We start from the raw sequence: 16,062 nt of genomic DNA on the forward strand, positions 1-16,062 counted from the left end.
ACAAAATTAGACTGGTTAAGTATCAATTCCTTTTTTAATATAAGAATCAACAGCTATTTTTGTGATCATTATCATATTTATGGGAGGTGGCTTATTTTTTAAGTCGTTGTTTTTTATTTCTTATTTTTATTTTTTGGTTTGAATAAAATTTGATGGTGTTTTTATTTTAATGTTAAGTTCATAATGTGATGAAAGTAACATTTATTTTCGAGGATTATTTGACGGAGGAGTAGGGTGTGTGTATTTGTTTTTTAAATTTGTGTTATTCATAGAGATAGTTTTAATTTTCTTAGCTTAATTCGGGAGATCGAGTTTGTAATTCCGCTCCTGAAACCTCTCTTCTTGATTTGGTAGTACTGAGATACTTTTTCAGATTGAGGTGTTTTAACAGATAACTCAATTCTGTCGACAAAAAACACCCCATTGATCAAATATCAACGGGGTGTTTTGTTTCTGGCTTTTGGGTATTTATTTCTTACCTACAGCTTAGCGATCTCATCTTGTTTGTTATTTGGCTTTTTCTTGCTTTGCTTTTCTGCTTGCTTGATTAATTTTAGCAAGGTCTGAGTGTCGTAATCTTGCTGTTGGGGGCCGTATAAGCTCGCCATTAATGCGTTGATCTGTGATTGAATACTGTGTTTGAGATCGGCGGCTACATTTGAATGTCGTGCTTGCCATTGAGCAAAAGCACTGTGAATTTTTGCACCGTCTTTGGATTTAACAGCATCAATAAAGCTATTTGGCTGTGCTTTGCTTGGCGTGATTTCCTCTGTTGGTGTTTGAGGCTGTTTACGCTTTTTCTGCACGAATAATACTAGTGTTATTAACCATAAAGCGGCAAATAGGGCAGTCGTGTATGGCCAAAAACTTGCGTTAGTACTATTAGCTGTAGAAACGATTTTAGGTTCAGCGGCGTTATCATTTTCGGTAGTGTTAGTGGTACTTTCAGGCTGCACGTTTAACGCTTGTGATGGCTGCGGTGCATTCTCATCTACTTTCGCTTTTAGAGTGACGCCATTTACATTGGCGGTTTCTGCTTGATTGGCTTTTGAGTTCCACCAAGGCACGCTTACGGACGGTAGTGCAATGTCACCGGATTTTTTCGGCATGATGACTTGTTTTAGAGTCATAACGGTATTGCCGGATTTATCTTGTCCAAATTTAGGTTTTTCGCTGTAAACACGTACTGAATTTGGGTAGTCAATTTTAATATCAGGCAAGCTTTCTGCGCTCACATCTTGCACGACTAGGGCGAGAATTCGGGTGATAGGTTGGCCAACCGTGGCATCTATAGCGGTCGATGAATCTAGCATGTTCCCTTCACTGTCTTGCCAGCCTTGTTGCAAGGTTAGTGATTGGGTAGGTAGCCATGCGGCTTGATACGAAGCGGGCTTTTCTTTCACGGTTAAGGTGATAGGGTCTGATTGCACATCGACTGGCACAATACGACGGGTACCGGTTGTGCGGCTGATGCTAATCACAGAAGCTTGTAGGCGAGTAGGGATAAGCTGATGCGTTCCAGATTGTTCGGCGGTTACACGATAGTCTTGTTCTACAACCGTCGTTTCAATGCCATTAATGATTTTTTGATATTGGTTAGGTTGGCCGATAGGTTCGATGCTTAAGCCATCACCTGAAGGTGGCGTGAGCTTAGTGTTTTGCAAACCACGAGGATCGGTCTTAACCAATAAACGAGAGGTAAAAGTCGCCATCTCTTTTGGGTATAAAGTGGTTTTTGAAATGCTGTCATCAAAGCTAATTAGGTCGCTTTGTTTTGGCGTGCTTGGATCGTTGCTGACATGCAAGGTAATGGGATCGGTTTTAACGCCATTAATCTCAAAACTCGGAATGATAACGTTACCGGATTTATTGGTCGCCAGGCTGATGTTCCATTCACTTCTCAGCGTGACTTTGCCATTGACGCTGTAACGCGATGAACCAAATTGTAGCGAGCCTTGAGTGAAGTCTTTATCTAGTGCGCTTGGGTCGAAATCTTCTCGGTGCGCCGCGCCCATATAAGCGACTTGTAGATTAAATACTTCATTGGTGCTTAAACGGGTTTGTGAGACGGAAGCGGTCGCCTGTATATCATTGGCAAATGCACTTTGGCTTATCGCAAGTGACATTAAAACAGCGCTGAATAGAGCGAATTGTTTATGGTAAGCACGTTTTAGTTTTGAGGCGCTTAGCAGAGACAATAGTTGAGAAAAGATTGAATACATTGTGTTTTCCATTCGTCGAATTACCATTGCTGACCGTTAGATTCTGGTTGCGGGTTTTGCTGGGCTTCAAGCGCCATTTGAGCTTGTAGTAAGCGCCTTGCATCATCAGGGATCTGTTCTAGCTTATTAAGTTTTGGATCAACCGCGACCGTGTTACCCGCTGGGTTGTTTTTATCTTGTTTACTCGCAGCCATCGCTTGCTGTTTTTGCTGTTCTTCTTGCTTTGATTGTTCTGCTTGTTGTTGGGCTTGAGCTTGTTGCTGTTTAGATTTTTCTTGGCTGTTCTGCTGCGAGCTATTTTGTTGATCTTTATTATGTTGGTCTTGCTCACTTTGCTCACTTTGCTCAGATTGATTCTGATTTTGTTGAGAATCTTTTTTCTGGTTTTGAGCAGACTTGTCTTGGTTGTTTTGCGATTGTGAATCTTGTGGCTGATCGCTTTGTGACTGATTCTTTTGAGATTGGTCACTTTGAGATGACTTATCTTGAGCGTTATTTCCCTTAGAGTCTTGATGTTGTTTGTCTTGTGACTGTTGATCTTTAGACTGCTGGTCTTGCGAGTCTTTGTCGTTCTTTTGCTGATCGTCTTGTTTGTTATTTTTATCGTCTTGGTTTTTCTGCTGTTGCTTTTGTTGCTGCAAAGCTTTATTGACGATCTCTAAATTCTTTTTCGCATCAGCATGATTCGGATTAGTTTTCAATATATCGTCATAGAGCTGTTCTGCTTCCTTTAACTGACCTGCTTGAGCAAGTGCATTGGCTAAGTTGTAGCGAGAGTCTTCATCTTTTAAGCCTTGCAGAGATTGAATCGCCGCTTGGTAATTACCTGCCTGATATTGAGCCGCACCTTGCCATGCACTGTTTTCAAATTGCGTGGCGGCTTTTGCGTAATCTTTGGCTTGATAAGATTGGTAGCCTTGCTGGTCGGGCGTTTTAAATGCCGATGTAATGTCAAAACCAGGTTCAGGCATCGTCTTTGGTTGGGCTTCTTGCGCCGCGAAAGCATCTTGAGGTTGCAGCAAGGGTAGGCTGACTAAAAGTGCTAGGCTGAAAATTCCACCACGGCGAAACGCGCCAAGAGCAAAAATAAGCAAGATAGGTAATAGCCAAAAACCATTATTAATATGTACTTCCAATTCTGGCGATCCTTTATTTTGTTTGTCGGTTTTTAATTCCACATGATTGAGGGCTTGGGCAAGCGTTTGAATATCGACATCATCGGTGCGAAGCGCGGTATAAACGCCGTGTCCCGTTTGAGCTAATGATTGCAGTGCATTGAGATCGGCTTTCGCAACCACGGTGATACCATTATGAGTAAACATATCGCCACTAGGTAGGCGAATTGGTGCGCCTTGTGCGCTGCCAACTGACATTACAGATAAATTCCAATTAGTGCCTTTCAGTTGGGTCGCGACGTTGTCTGATTCCGCAGAACTTAACCCATCGGCGACTAAAATAATGTCACCTTGCTGGTGGCCTGCTTGAGTCAACATATCAATGGCTTTTTTAACACCAGCGCCCGCGTTACTGCCATGGGTTGGCATGATATCGGGAGATAAGTTTGGAATTAAATTTTTCAGCGTGTTGGCGTCATGGGTGAGTGGGCTGATCATATAACCATCGGCCGAGTAGGCGACTAGCCCGGTGGTGCCTTCTTTCAATGCTGGCAGTAAATCCATCACTTTGTAGCGAGCTTGGGTTAAGCGGTTTGGCGTAAGATCGGTGGCATACATGGATAAAGTCATGTCCATCACAATCACTCGTGCATTATTCACGCCAAAGCTCGGAACCTGCTGTTTCTGAAAGCTTGGCCCTGCTAGAGCGATGATGGCAATCAGCCAAGCAGTGAGTAATACTCCAACGACTGAGCTGTGTGTTTTGGTTTGGTCTAGTCCCAATTGCTGACTTAAATGATTAGCAATTAAGCTGGTGGTTTTTGGTTTTCGATACAACCATACGCTGAGTAATACGGCAGGAATGATCGCGTATAACCAAGTAGGATTAAGAAGTTGGAAATCAGACATGTCGTCTCCTTAATGCGGCAAGGATGAATGACAAAATCAGCGCTAAAGCGAGCGGGTAAGTAAACCATTCAGTTTGTGGTCGCCACGTTTGTGTCGCATTACTGACCGGTTGTAACTGATTAATGGTGTTGTAAATTTCGTTCAATTCTTTTTGATCACGAGCGCGGAAATATTTGCCGCCAGTCATTTGTGCAATTTGAGTAAGTGTTTTCTCATCCAAGTCTTGAGCGGTATTCACGGTACGGCTACCAAAGAAGCTATCTACCTGTAATTCACCTGCACCCACGCCAACGGTATAAATAATGGCGTGATTTTCTTTGGCGATATTAGCCGCTTCAATTGGGTCAATGACGCCTGCGGTGTTACTACCATCACTGAGTAGTACGATAACGCGCTGCTCAGCTTCACTTTTTATAAAGGTTTTAGTGGCAATACCTAAGCCTTCACCAATCGCAGTTTGAGTCCCTATCATATTTAATTGGGCACGGTTTAACTGCTGCAATACGGTGGTGCGATCAAGCGTCAGTGGGGTTTGCAAATAGGCGTGATCAGCAAATAATACTAACCCTAAACGATCGCCTTTTCGCTTGGCGATGAAGTCGGTTAATACTTGTTTTACTGCGCTTAAACGGTCGATATAGCCTGAAGGCGAATTCATGTCTTCTTGCGCCATTGAACCGGATAAGTCGACGACTAACATCATATCGCGATGTTTCGGCTGGAATTCGACAGGTTTGCCATACCATATTGGTCTTGCCGCCGCGGTGACTAATAATAGCCAGATAATAATCGCGAGAGCTTTAAGCCCAATATGTTGTTTTTGCTGAACATTACCTTCTGTTGGCAGGTTAGGTAAAACTATGGCAGCCCTAGGTTGATGAGCTGGAGCAAACCAATAAACAATCAAGGGCAGTGGTAAGGCGAGAAACACCCACACCCAATGAAACTCAAACATCGTCTTTGGAACCTTTATCTGTTGGGTTTTGAACTTTGGACTCAAGTTCGTTGAGAACACGTTCTTTTTCTATTAATGATTTTGGTGTTTTTGGTGATTGACTGGCAGGACGAGCAGCTGAAACGACACCATCATTCAGATTGCTGGCTGATTGCTTAAATGCCTGTTGAGCGGCTTTGATTTTCTTTTTACTTGGCGGTAGTGATTGGGTGATCCATTCTTCTACTTGTTGGTAAAGCTGATCTGCAAGCTCTGATGAGACGTCTTGTTTTTTATATAAAGCCGTCTGCCAATCTTGCTGGTTGGCTTGGAAATTGTTTTTATTCGATGATGGATGCTGTTCATCTAAAAACGTGTACCAACGTTCGCCATGTAAGCTGGCAAGCATAGGTCTTGGATAATAAGACAAGCAGACTTGGCGAAGTAGATCATTGGCGGTGGCGACTTTTTTCTGGCCTTGTTGTTTATTGCTATTTTGCGCCAGTAAACGCAGTGCAGCCTTTTTCGCTAAACGGCGTTTTTTATAACGAGAGATAATAATCAGCGCAATGATTACCGCCAAGATAATGATGGCTGCGCAAGCCCACCATCCCCAAGCAATAGGCCACAAGCCGGGTTCTGTCGGCAAATGTAGCGGTGCTAAAGGAAGCGTTTGAGAACCGGACTCAGATAAAGCCGGTTGCGCTTGTGATACCGCAGATAATGGGGCGTTATTCATTGATATTTCCTGAAGTTGGTGCGGATGATGAAGGTGCACCTAGTTGAGATAATAAAGGTTCTGAGCATGATAAAGAACGCATCGGAATAGCGAGACTTTTACAGATTTTCTCAATTTGATTGAGGTGTTCAATATAGCGGTTTTTTAGTTGTGTTCGGGTATTTTTTTGCCCAAAGTTCAACCAGCGAGTTTGTTCGCCATTGCTGACATATTCACTGCCACGAAAATCGGTATTACCCATTTCTAAAGGATCGAATATATGAATAAACTGCAAGCGGTTATGTTGTCTTAGTTGGTTCAGCAGCGGTTTTCCGTCTAGATTTAAGCGTTTAAAATCACTAATGAAAATGATATCGCTGCCTTTCGGACACATACGATGCAGGGTTTGAAGTACTTGCTGGAATGGTAATTCTTTCGCTGGTTTTGTATTGGTTTGCTGCTGGGCTTGTAGCTGTTTAATCGCCTCATTATTTAGCTCAACCAATTGATGACTAATATGTAATGCACCTTGCTGACGAGCGGTCGGTTTTAACTCAATCAAACGGTCTCCCATATCAATCACGGCGCCAATGCGATCTTTTTGCTCTACTGCGAGCCAGCTTAATAAACTGGCGAGATGCGCACATTGAACGGTTTTAAATAACAGTTGAGAGCCAAAACGCATGCTTGCGCTGAGATCTAAATATAAGATCACGGGCTGTTCACGCTCTTCGGTAAACAGTTTGGTATGGGCTTTTCCGGTACGAGCAGTGACTCGCCAATCAATAGAGCGAATATCATCGCCCGCTTGATATTGACGAACCTCTGAGAAATTCATACCACGACCTTTTTGGCTACTAGTATGACTGCCGTTCAGTTGTGACCATAGGCTTTTACTTGGCGGCTGCCAATGCACTGTATGGCTTTTGTAGTACAGCAATTCTTTTAAGCTTAATTCTACGCCCGTGGCAAAAGGGGGTAACTTTTGCTCCATCATGCACTGCCAACCTGTGCCAGTAATTCTGCGATCACGCGGTTAGACGTTACACCTTCAGCTTGTGCTTGATAGCTGAGCAATAAACGATGACGTAGAACAGGGAAGGCCATGGCTTGAACATCTTCAGGGCTAACAAAATCACGACCTGCCAACCAAGCATGCGCGCGAGCACAACGATCAAGTGCAATAGTGGCGCGAGGGCTCACTCCCATTTGTAGCCATTCAGCTAACAGTGGGTTGTATTGCGATGGCTGACGCGTGGCCATGATCAAACGAATAATGTATTGCTCAACATTTTCTGCCATGTGGATCGAAAGTGCTGCTTGTCGAGCATCGAAAATGGTTTGTTGAGATAGCTTCACCGGTTGACTGGCAAGTTGCCCTTGAGCTTCACCGCGGTTAAGACGCAAGATATCTAACTCACTTTCCGCATTTGGGTAGTCTACTTCAAGGTGAAGTAAGAAACGGTCTAACTGTGCTTCTGGAAGAGGGTAAGTGCCTTCTTGTTCAATCGGGTTTTGGGTTGCCATCACTAAGAACAAGTCGGGTAATTTATAAGATTCTCGTCCAACGGTAATTTGCTTTTCTGCCATCGCTTCTAGCATTGCCGCTTGAACCTTAGCAGGAGCACGGTTAATTTCATCGGCCAATATTAATGAGTTAAATATTGGGCCAGCTTGGAAGGTAAATTCTCCGGTTTCAGGGCGGAAGATATCCGTACCCGTTAAATCGGCTGGCAAAAGATCAGGAGTAAATTGCACGCGGTGAAAATCGCCTTCAATACAATCGGCTAATACTTTAACTGCACGGGTTTTAGCCAGTCCTGGAGGACCTTCCACTAGAATGTGTCCGTCGGCGAGTAGTGCCACTAATAATTGTTTAACTAGTTCATTTTGGCCAATCACTTGAGAATTCAAATATTGCTGGAGCTGGGCAAAAGTGTCCGAATGCATGGTCAAAATATCTCCTGATATGTCTGATAAATACGTTTATGAAATGTCGTTGAATTATGAATGTGACAATTTGTAACTTGAGTTCTATGACCGCTAGAGAGTGAAAAAGTTCTCTCTAGTGACAAACTAAAAATAAGAGATTTAATTGAGCTGTTTGATTTTTGGTCATAATATCAGAGCCATTGTTAAAAGTAAGGTTTGCTATAGTCATTTCAAACTGGTTTTCTGGCAGTTGTGAGCCAAAGCCGTTAGAATTAATGCAATTGATTTTATAAATTGTAACCTTGGGAATTAGATCATGAGTAATGATATTGAAAAAGAGCTAGAGCAAATGTCGGCAGAGATGACGGAAGCTCCAGAAACCCCATTACCAAGTATTGAAGAGCAAAAAGCAATTGTTGCAAAACTTAAGCAATTAGAAGCTGAAGGTAAGCTAACTCCTGAAGTTCTTGAAGAGCACTTTGGTAAGTTTAATGATGATGACGCGCGTCCAGTGCATTAATCTGCTTTGAGTTGAACGATTGAATAAACGCCTGCCTTTTATCCGCAGGCGTTTGTTTTTAAGCATTGGAATAACCTCAGACGGAATACACAGTGTTAGAAAAAGAGAACCTGATAAAACTGGCTCGTATGCCAATGCCATTTGGTAAGTATGCTGGGCGAATGTTGATTGATCTGCCTGAAGAGTATCTGCTGTGGTTTCAAAATAAAGCGGAGTTCCCTAAAGGTGAGCTAGGGGATTTGTTGAAATTATGCTTAGCGTTAAAAGTGGAAGGGTTAGATAGCCTAGTGAAACCATTAAAGCGTTGAGTTGATATAGATTGCAGTAGTTTTTCAAACATAAAAAAGTGAAGCTCTGAGGGCTTCACTTTTTTATGTATAGGCTGTAGCAAGAGGTAGCTGCTGAGCTGAAAAAAATTATGAATTATATTCGGCAGTAAAAGCGGCTTTACATGCATTAAAGCGATTTACGAATTCATCAATATCTTCTTGTTGGTAAGGCTTCAGCCCACTCGCGATCATTTTTTTCACGCCTTTGCCGACCACTTCACCATCTTCTTTAAAAGCAAAGTTTAATGTTACTACACCGCGTTTACCGGTTACATCAAACGTCGCACCAGTAAACTCAACTTCAGGATGAGAGAGATCTAAGCGGCAGAACTCAACATCCATACTTTCGTAGATCACGAGAGGGCGTTGAGTGTTAATCATCATCTGCTCTTCTTCCATTAGAGGAACCATGATGTGTGGGAAATTCATACCAGAAAACTGAACGTAGTTTGTGACGACATGTTCAATAAAGTTTTGATCTTGGCTTTTTTCACCTTCGTGATGCATCAGTAGGTATTCTTTACCATTTTCATCAACTAAAGCACTGTCTTGAGGCCCTTTCTCTTCTATATGTAAAGCAACACCATCAGAGACCATGCCAGAAAAGCGGAAGCTCATTTTTTGGCTAATGCCTTCTTGTTGCAATAAAACGGCAAATAAAAGGTCACCAGGAACACAGAAACGTTTGCTGTCTTCATCATGAATAGGGTTGAAGTCACCCGCCACTTTTTTAGCAAAATGACTTGCTTGCTGACGAGTAAATTGGAAAGCGCTATCTTGAGTTGAGAAATAAGGTGTTAGAAACATAATTCACTACTAATAGAAAAAACAGCCGAGATTATATATGACAATCGAACATAATTGGTCAGTCCAGTGAAAATAAATTGATTTTCTTTTACATGTTATAAGGTTAGAAGATTAAATCTTAACCAGAAGAACGCTCAATAGGGTAGATATTGCAGTAAAGCTCTTTCTCAAATTGACTTTCAAGTGCTGAGCGCCAGTGTTTGCAGTCATTGACAGGGATGAGATAAAAGTTTTCACGTGCCGTATCCGTGACGAAGGCAATACCATATCGCATCAACTCATAATGAGTATCGTGTACAAACCCAAGGCTAAAGCCCTGACGCCCTGTCAGTTGGTTAATATCACGCCGAGTTAACGTGACTCCTTGTGTCTCATGGATAAATTTATCCTTTAACCACGAGGCAAAATCTTTAGCGCTGACCATAGTGTAATTCCTCACAGCTTCCCTTGAATATAGACTCCCCAGCAAATGTGTATCGTTGCAGATAGATCGCAAGTTTGTGAAGGCAATTTCAAATAACAGACCTACCTCTTAACTTTAGCCAATGGATATTATTTTGCGTTGAAATCTTTCAATTCCAGTGAATTTCTTTAGAATACTCGCTTTCATATTTGGAAAAGCTTTATTAAGTACTAAAACTTGTACCAAATATTCGAAAACGATTTACTATCTTCTTTATAACTTACTGATTATGTAGGTTAAATTTAAACTCATGTGCTACTTGGTATGTGGCACCACTGGAAATAGGATATATCATGCCTGTAATTACTCTTCCTGATGGCAGTACTCGCCAATTCGACAACGCTGTTTCAACTATGGATGTTGCTTTATCAATCGGTCCTGGTCTTGCGAAAGCAACCATCGCTGGCCGTGTTGATGGTAACCGTGTTGACGCGTGTGACCTTATTGAAAATGATGCGAGCTTAGAAATCATCACTGCTAAAGATGAAGATGGCTTAGAAATCATTCGTCACTCATGTGCTCACTTGCTTGGTCATGCGATTAAGCAACTTTTCCCTGAAGCTAAAATGGCGATTGGTCCAACGATCGATAAAGGCTTCTACTATGACATCGATCTTGAGCATTCTTTAACGCAAGAAGATTTAGACGCGATTGAAAAGCGTATGAAAGAACTTGCGAAAACCAAATATCAAGTCATCAAGAAGAACGTTAGTTGGCAAGAAGCGCGTGATACGTTTGAATCACGTGGTGAAAGTTACAAAATCGAAATTTTAGATGAGAATGTGGCACGTGACGATCGTCCGGGTCTTTATCATCATGAAGAATATATTGATATGTGTCGTGGTCCACACGTACCAAATATGAGCTTCTGCCAGCATTTCACTTTATTGAATGTCGCGGGCGCATACTGGCGTGGTAATAGCGACAATAAAATGCTGCAACGTATCTACGGCACAGCATTTTCAGATAAGAAATTACTAAAAGAGCACCTTGTTCGTTTAGAAGAAGCAGAGAAACGTGACCACCGTAAAATCGGTAAGCACTTAGATTTATTCCACATGCAGCAAGAAGCGCCGGGTATGGTGTTCTGGCATCACAATGGTTGGTCTATTTTCCGTGAGTTGGAAGTGTTCGTACGTGAGAAATTAACAGAGTACGACTACCAAGAAGTAAAAGGCCCATTAATGATGGACCGTGTGCTTTGGGAACGTTCTGGCCACTGGGATAAGTACGCTGATGCGATGTTCACAACTTCTTCTGAAAACCGTGAATATGCAATTAAACCAATGAACTGCCCAGGTCACGTTCAAATCTTTAACCAAGGTTTGAAATCATACCGTGATCTTCCATTACGTATGGCTGAGTTTGGTTCATGTCACCGTAACGAACCATCTGGTGCGCTACACGGCATTATGCGTGTTCGTGGCTTTACTCAAGATGATGCGCATATTTTCTGTACAGAAGATCAAATTCAAGACGAAGTGAAGCAATGCATCAAGATGGTTTACGATGTATACAACACGTTCGGTTTTGAAAATATCGTTGTGAAACTGTCAACTCGTCCTGAACAGCGTGTAGGTAGTGATGAAATTTGGGATAAATCAGAAAGCGATCTAAAACTGGCATTGGAATCGATGGATATTCCATATGAAATCCAAGAAGGTGAGGGCGCGTTCTATGGACCTAAGATTGAATTCACATTATACGACTGTCTAGATCGTGCATGGCAATGTGGTACGGTTCAGCTTGATTTCAACTTACCAGGCCGTTTAGGTGCAACTTATGTTGGTGAAAACAACGAACGTTTAGTTCCAGTTATGATTCACCGTGCAATTCTAGGTTCACTAGAGCGCTTTATCGGTATTTTAATCGAAGAATATGCAGGTTTCTTCCCAACTTGGTTAGCGCCTGAACAAGCGATTATTACCGGAATCACTGATAAACAAGCGGATTATGTGCAACAAGTTGCACAAAAAATGCAAAAATCTGGCTTTAAAGTAAAAGCGGACTTGAGAAATGAGAAGATTGGCTTTAAAATCCGCGAACATACTTTAAAGCGTGTACCTTATATGCTTGTTTGTGGCGACCAAGAAATGGAAGCTGGTGAAATTGCAGTACGTACACGAAAAGGCAAAGATCTCGGTAAATTTAAAGTTGAAGATTTTATTTCTTATCTTCAAGCCGATGTTTCAAGCCGTAAGCTCAATCTGGAGGAATAACCTATTAAAGGCGGAAGAAAAGGCCAACAACCGGCCAAGCAAAACCAGCATCGTTTAAACGATGAAATTCGAGGCGTTAAAGAAGTACGCTTAACAGGTGCAGACGGCGAAGCCGTAGGTGTTGTTGCAATCAATGAAGCTCTAGAAGCGGCTGTTGAAGCTGGTATGGATCTGGTAGAAATCAGTCCAAACGCTGAACCACCTGTCTGTCGTGTGATGGACTATGGTAAATTCCTCTTTGAGAAGAGCAAAGCTGCTAAAGAGCAGAAGAAGAAGCAAAAGCAGATCCAGATTAAGGAAATTAAATTCCGTCCTGGGACTGATATCGGAGACTATCAGGTAAAACTACGCAACCTGACTGGTTTCCTTGAAGACGGCAACAAAGTGAAAGTAACTATTCGCTTCCGTGGCCGTGAAATGGCGCATCAAGAAATTGGCGTTGACGTTCTAAACCGTTTGAAAGCCGACACTGAAGAGTTAGCAGTGGTTGAATCTTTCCCAACGCGTATAGAAGGTCGTCAAATGATCATGATGCTAGCCCCTAAAAAGAAGTAATTAACGGCCTTACAAGTAATACAGCCTCGTCATTCGCTGTTATGCAGTGATTGATGGGGTTTTATTCGCCCTAATTACATAATATTAACCGATATGTTTATTAACACTGCGTCTTTAAAGCTATTTACTTAGCACGTAGAACGATTAATACATACAATGCGGAGTTATTCATCATGCCTAAGATGAAAACAAACCGAGGCGCTGCGAAGCGTTTCAAAAAAACTGGTGGCGGCTTTAAATTCAAGCACGCAACTAAACGTCACATCCTGACTAAACGTACTACTAAAAACAAGCGTCAGCTTCGTCCAAATGCCATCCTTCCAAAATGTGAAGTAGCTGGTGTTGTTCGTATGCTTCCATACGCTTAATTTTTTAGTTTAATCAAATAGTTTAGGAGAAGCATAATGCCTCGCGTAAAACGTGGTGTACAAGCTCGTGCACGTCATAAGAAAGTTCTAAAGCAAGCTAAAGGTTACTACGGAGCACGTTCACGTGTTTACCGCGTAGCTTTCCAAGCAGTTACAAAAGCTGGTCAATACGCATACCGTGACCGTCGCAATAAAAAGCGTACGTTCCGTCAATTATGGATCGCTCGTATTAACGCTGCTGCTCGTCAAAATGGTCTATCTTACAGCCGTTTCATCAACGGTCTTAAGAAAGCATCTATCGAGATCGATCGTAAGATCCTTGCTGATATCGCTGTATTCGACAAAGCTGCTTTCGCAGTACTAGTTGAAAAAGCAAAAGCTGCTCTTTAATTAGAACCAGTCTTTAAGATTAAGAAAAAGAGAGCCTAGGCTCTCTTTTTTTATGTCTGATTTTTTAAGGCTACCGGTGAGCTATTTATACTCAATTTTCACGGCTTTACTCGTCTGATTCTTCACTTTAAGTCACTTTGGTATTCACCTCTATTCGTAACCATACGACTAAAATTAAAAACACTCTGTTCAGTTTCCATTCTGAAAAATCAGTTCCATCTAGTTTTTCATGACCTATTCTATTCGAACTTACCTTTCTCTTTATCGTCCTTTATGCTAGCTCATTTATTTATAGTTTTTTAAACACATATTTTAAATTATCACCTATAATTACCTTGTTAATTATATTGATATAAAATTAATTCCTTTTACTTTGTAAGTTTATTTCTGCCAGCTATGTAATTTGTTTGTATGTTCTTAATTAATATAAATATTTCATTTATTGCCATTCAATTTTTGATATTCATCTCAAATATTTTATTTTAACCTTTATACCTATTTAAATAATACATAATGATCGCCATTATTTGCTGCGTTGCAATTGTCAGTTTTAATTTAAAACCATGCTAGAGGTTATTATGTCAAAGGAAGGAAGCGTTGCTCCTAAAGAAAGAGTTAACATTAAGTATATTCCAGCTACTGGTGATGCCCAGTCTGAAATTGAATTACCATTTAAAACTTTGGTGGTTGGTGATTTTAAAGGACATGCAGAAGAAACTTCAATTGAAGAAAGAAAAGCTATTTCAATTAATAAAGATAATTTTCAATCAGTAATGAGAGAAAGTAGTCTCAGTATTAACACTTCTGTAGATAATAAATTATCACCTGATAAAGGTGATGACCTATCAATTAATTTACAGTTTAAATCACTTGAAGATTTTTCTCCAGATTCTGTTGCTTCTCAGGTTCCTGAAGTCAATAAGCTAATTGAATTACGTGAAGCTCTTGTTGCATTAAAAGGTCCTTTAGGAAATATTCCGGCATTCCGTGAACGCATGCAAGAGTTGCTAGGTTCTGAAGAAGATCGTAATCGATTACTTTCTGAATTAGAGCTTGTTGACAGTTCTAATAAAGACGTTTAATCAATTAATTAGGGAAAGATTATGTCTACAGTTGAAAAGGTTCTTGAAAATACAACGTTAGAGCGTAGTAGTTTATTAGATGAAGTGATGGCGCAAACTCGTATTACTCCAAATGAAGAAGGCTATGATATTGCCAAAAAAGGTATTGCGGCTTTCATTGAAAATCTTGTGAGTGCGAACCGTACAGAAGAGCCAGTTAATAAATCATTAGTGGATCAGATGTTGGTTGAACTTGATAAGAAAATCAGCTCTCAAATGGATGAGATTCTTCATAATGAGACATTCCAGCAGATGGAATCATCATGGAAAGGTTTAAAGCTTCTTGTCGACCGTACTGACTTCAGCGAGAACAATAAAATAGATCTTTTGCATGCGATGAAAGAAGAGCTGCTAGAAGATTTTGAATTTTCGCCGGAAACTACTCAGTCTGGATTGTACAAACATGTTTACTCTTCAGGTTATGGCCAGTTTGGCGGAGAGCCAACAGGTGCGATAATTGGTAATTTTGCCTTTACACCATCAACGCCAGATATGCGCTTATTACAATATATGGCTTCCATCGGTGCAATGTCTCATGCCCCATTTATTTCGAGTGTCGGCCCTGAGTTTTTTGGCATTGATTCTTTTGAAGAACTGCCAAACTTGAAAGACTTAAAATCAATTTTTGAAAGCCCTAAATATACAAAGTGGCGCTCATTACGCGATTCAGAAGATTCTCGTTATATTGGTCTAACCGCGCCAAGATTCCTACTGCGAGTACCTTATGATCCAACAGAGAACCCGATCAAATCTTTCAATTATAAAGAGAGCGTAACGGCATCTCATAGTCATTATTTATGGGGTAACACCGCTTTTGCTTTTGCTAGTCGCTTAACTGATAGCTTTGCGAAATACCGCTGGTGTCCAAATGTTATTGGGCCTCAAAGTGGTGGTGCAGTTGAAGATTTACCTGTTCACGTCTTTGAATCAATGGGTGCGCTACAAGCTAAGATTCCAACAGAAGTGTTAGTGACAGACCGCAAAGAGTTTGAACTAGCTGAAGAAGGATTCATATCTTTAACGATGAGAAAAGGTAGCGATAATGCGACATTTTTCTCTGCTAATTCAATCCAAAAACCTAAGATTTTCCCAAATACTAAAGAAGGCAAAGAAGCGGAGACTAATTATAAACTAGGTACGCAGTTACCTTATATGATGATTATTAACCGTTTAGCTCACTACATTAAAGTATTACAGCGTGAGCAGATCGGTTCTTGGAAAGAGCGCCAAGATTTAGAGCGTGAATTGAATGGTTGGATCAAGCAGTACATAGCTGACCAAGAAAATCCGCCAGCAGACGTTCGTAGCCGTCGCCCATTACGTGCGGCCAAAATTGAAGTGTCAGATGTTGAAGGGAACCCTGGATGGTATCAGGTTTCTATGTCTGTTCGACCTCACTTCAAGTATATGGGAGCAAGCTTTGAGTTATCTCTCGTAGGTCGTCTGGACCAAGCGTAGTA

16 protein-coding genes are annotated in these 16,062 nt (G+C 41.2%); 8 read left to right on the plus strand and 8 right to left on the minus strand.

The window, feature by feature from the left end; genetic code table 11:
• Positions 1 to 479 precede the first annotated feature (479 nt).
• From K358_RS0104340 to K358_RS0104365, 6 genes are read right to left on the minus strand one after another with little or no spacing between them, the layout of a single operon-like run.
• Entirely contained in the window at positions 480 to 2,222 is a 1,743-nt protein-coding gene (locus tag K358_RS0104340; protein ID WP_027695667.1) for a BatD family protein, read from the minus strand.
• A gap of 20 nt (positions 2,223 to 2,242) precedes the next feature.
• Positions 2,243 to 4,246: a vWA domain-containing protein gene (locus tag K358_RS0104345; RefSeq protein WP_027695668.1), complete on the minus strand. Its 2,004-nt coding sequence runs from the start codon at positions 4,244 to 4,246 to the stop codon at positions 2,243 to 2,245.
• On the minus strand, positions 4,239 to 5,201 hold the full coding sequence (locus K358_RS0104350) for a vWA domain-containing protein (protein ID WP_038149672.1): 963 nt from the start codon (positions 5,199 to 5,201) through the stop codon (positions 4,239 to 4,241). Before K358_RS0104350 ends, K358_RS0104345 begins: the two co-directional genes overlap by 8 nt.
• Positions 5,194 to 5,919 carry a DUF4381 domain-containing protein gene (locus K358_RS18055; RefSeq protein WP_051241179.1) on the minus strand — a complete coding sequence of 242 codons (726 nt, stop codon included), beginning with the start codon at positions 5,917 to 5,919 and terminating at the stop codon, positions 5,194 to 5,196. The genes K358_RS0104350 and K358_RS18055 overlap by 8 nt, the downstream gene beginning before the upstream one ends.
• On the minus strand, positions 5,912 to 6,892 hold the full coding sequence (locus K358_RS18060; RefSeq protein WP_051241180.1) for a DUF58 domain-containing protein: 981 nt from the start codon (positions 6,890 to 6,892) through the stop codon (positions 5,912 to 5,914). Before K358_RS18060 ends, K358_RS18055 begins: the two co-directional genes overlap by 8 nt.
• Positions 6,892 to 7,848: an AAA family ATPase gene (locus tag K358_RS0104365; RefSeq protein ID WP_027695670.1), complete on the minus strand. Its 957-nt coding sequence runs from the start codon at positions 7,846 to 7,848 to the stop codon at positions 6,892 to 6,894. The genes K358_RS18060 and K358_RS0104365 overlap by 1 nt, the downstream gene beginning before the upstream one ends.
• Before the next feature lie 298 nt (positions 7,849 to 8,146).
• Between K358_RS0104365 and K358_RS0104370 the strand changes: the two genes are divergently transcribed.
• A complete protein-coding gene (locus K358_RS0104370) occupies positions 8,147 to 8,350 on the plus strand; it encodes a chromosome partitioning protein ParA (protein ID WP_027695671.1) in 204 nt (67 codons plus the stop codon).
• Positions 8,351 to 8,442: 92 nt separating this feature from the next.
• The gene (locus K358_RS0104375; RefSeq protein ID WP_027695672.1) at positions 8,443 to 8,658 is read left to right on the plus strand and encodes a DUF3820 family protein; all 216 of its coding nucleotides are present in this window, start codon (positions 8,443 to 8,445) and stop codon (positions 8,656 to 8,658) included.
• A gap of 108 nt (positions 8,659 to 8,766) precedes the next feature.
• Here K358_RS0104375 and K358_RS0104380 read toward each other — a convergent pair whose 3' ends face one another.
• Positions 8,767 to 9,486 (minus strand): DUF3581 domain-containing protein, encoded by a 720-nt coding sequence (locus K358_RS0104380; RefSeq protein ID WP_027695673.1) that lies wholly within the window; start codon positions 9,484 to 9,486, stop codon positions 8,767 to 8,769.
• Between the two features lie 118 nt (positions 9,487 to 9,604).
• Positions 9,605 to 9,910, minus strand: coding sequence for a hypothetical protein (locus K358_RS0104385; protein WP_027695674.1), 306 nt, complete (start codon positions 9,908 to 9,910; stop codon positions 9,605 to 9,607).
• 332 nt (positions 9,911 to 10,242) lie between these two features.
• Between K358_RS0104385 and thrS the strand changes: the two genes are divergently transcribed.
• The 6 genes from thrS to tssC all read left to right on the plus strand — a co-directional run bounded on the left by thrS (position 10,243) and on the right by tssC (position 16,060).
• Positions 10,243 to 12,168 carry a threonine--tRNA ligase gene (gene thrS, locus K358_RS0104390; RefSeq protein ID WP_027695675.1) on the plus strand — a complete coding sequence of 642 codons (1,926 nt, stop codon included), beginning with the start codon at positions 10,243 to 10,245 and terminating at the stop codon, positions 12,166 to 12,168.
• Between the two features lie 3 nt (positions 12,169 to 12,171).
• On the plus strand, positions 12,172 to 12,723 hold the full coding sequence (gene infC, locus K358_RS0104395; RefSeq protein ID WP_083962744.1) for a translation initiation factor IF-3: 552 nt from the start codon (positions 12,172 to 12,174) through the stop codon (positions 12,721 to 12,723).
• Positions 12,724 to 12,896: 173 nt separating this feature from the next.
• Positions 12,897 to 13,091, plus strand: coding sequence for a 50S ribosomal protein L35 (gene rpmI, locus K358_RS0104400; protein WP_027695677.1), 195 nt, complete (start codon positions 12,897 to 12,899; stop codon positions 13,089 to 13,091).
• A 36-nt stretch (positions 13,092 to 13,127) separates the two neighbouring features.
• A complete protein-coding gene (rplT, locus tag K358_RS0104405) occupies positions 13,128 to 13,481 on the plus strand; it encodes a 50S ribosomal protein L20 (protein ID WP_027695678.1) in 354 nt (117 codons plus the stop codon).
• 578 nt (positions 13,482 to 14,059) lie between these two features.
• On the plus strand, positions 14,060 to 14,563 hold the full coding sequence (gene tssB, locus K358_RS0104410; RefSeq protein WP_027695679.1) for a type VI secretion system contractile sheath small subunit: 504 nt from the start codon (positions 14,060 to 14,062) through the stop codon (positions 14,561 to 14,563).
• Positions 14,564 to 14,584: 21 nt separating this feature from the next.
• Positions 14,585 to 16,060 carry a type VI secretion system contractile sheath large subunit gene (gene tssC / locus K358_RS0104415; protein ID WP_027695680.1) on the plus strand — a complete coding sequence of 492 codons (1,476 nt, stop codon included), beginning with the start codon at positions 14,585 to 14,587 and terminating at the stop codon, positions 16,058 to 16,060.
• The last annotated feature ends 2 nt before the right edge of the window (positions 16,061 to 16,062 follow it).

Source organism: Vibrio litoralis DSM 17657, assembly GCF_000426765.1.
GTDB lineage: Bacteria > Pseudomonadota > Gammaproteobacteria > Enterobacterales > Vibrionaceae > Vibrio > Vibrio litoralis.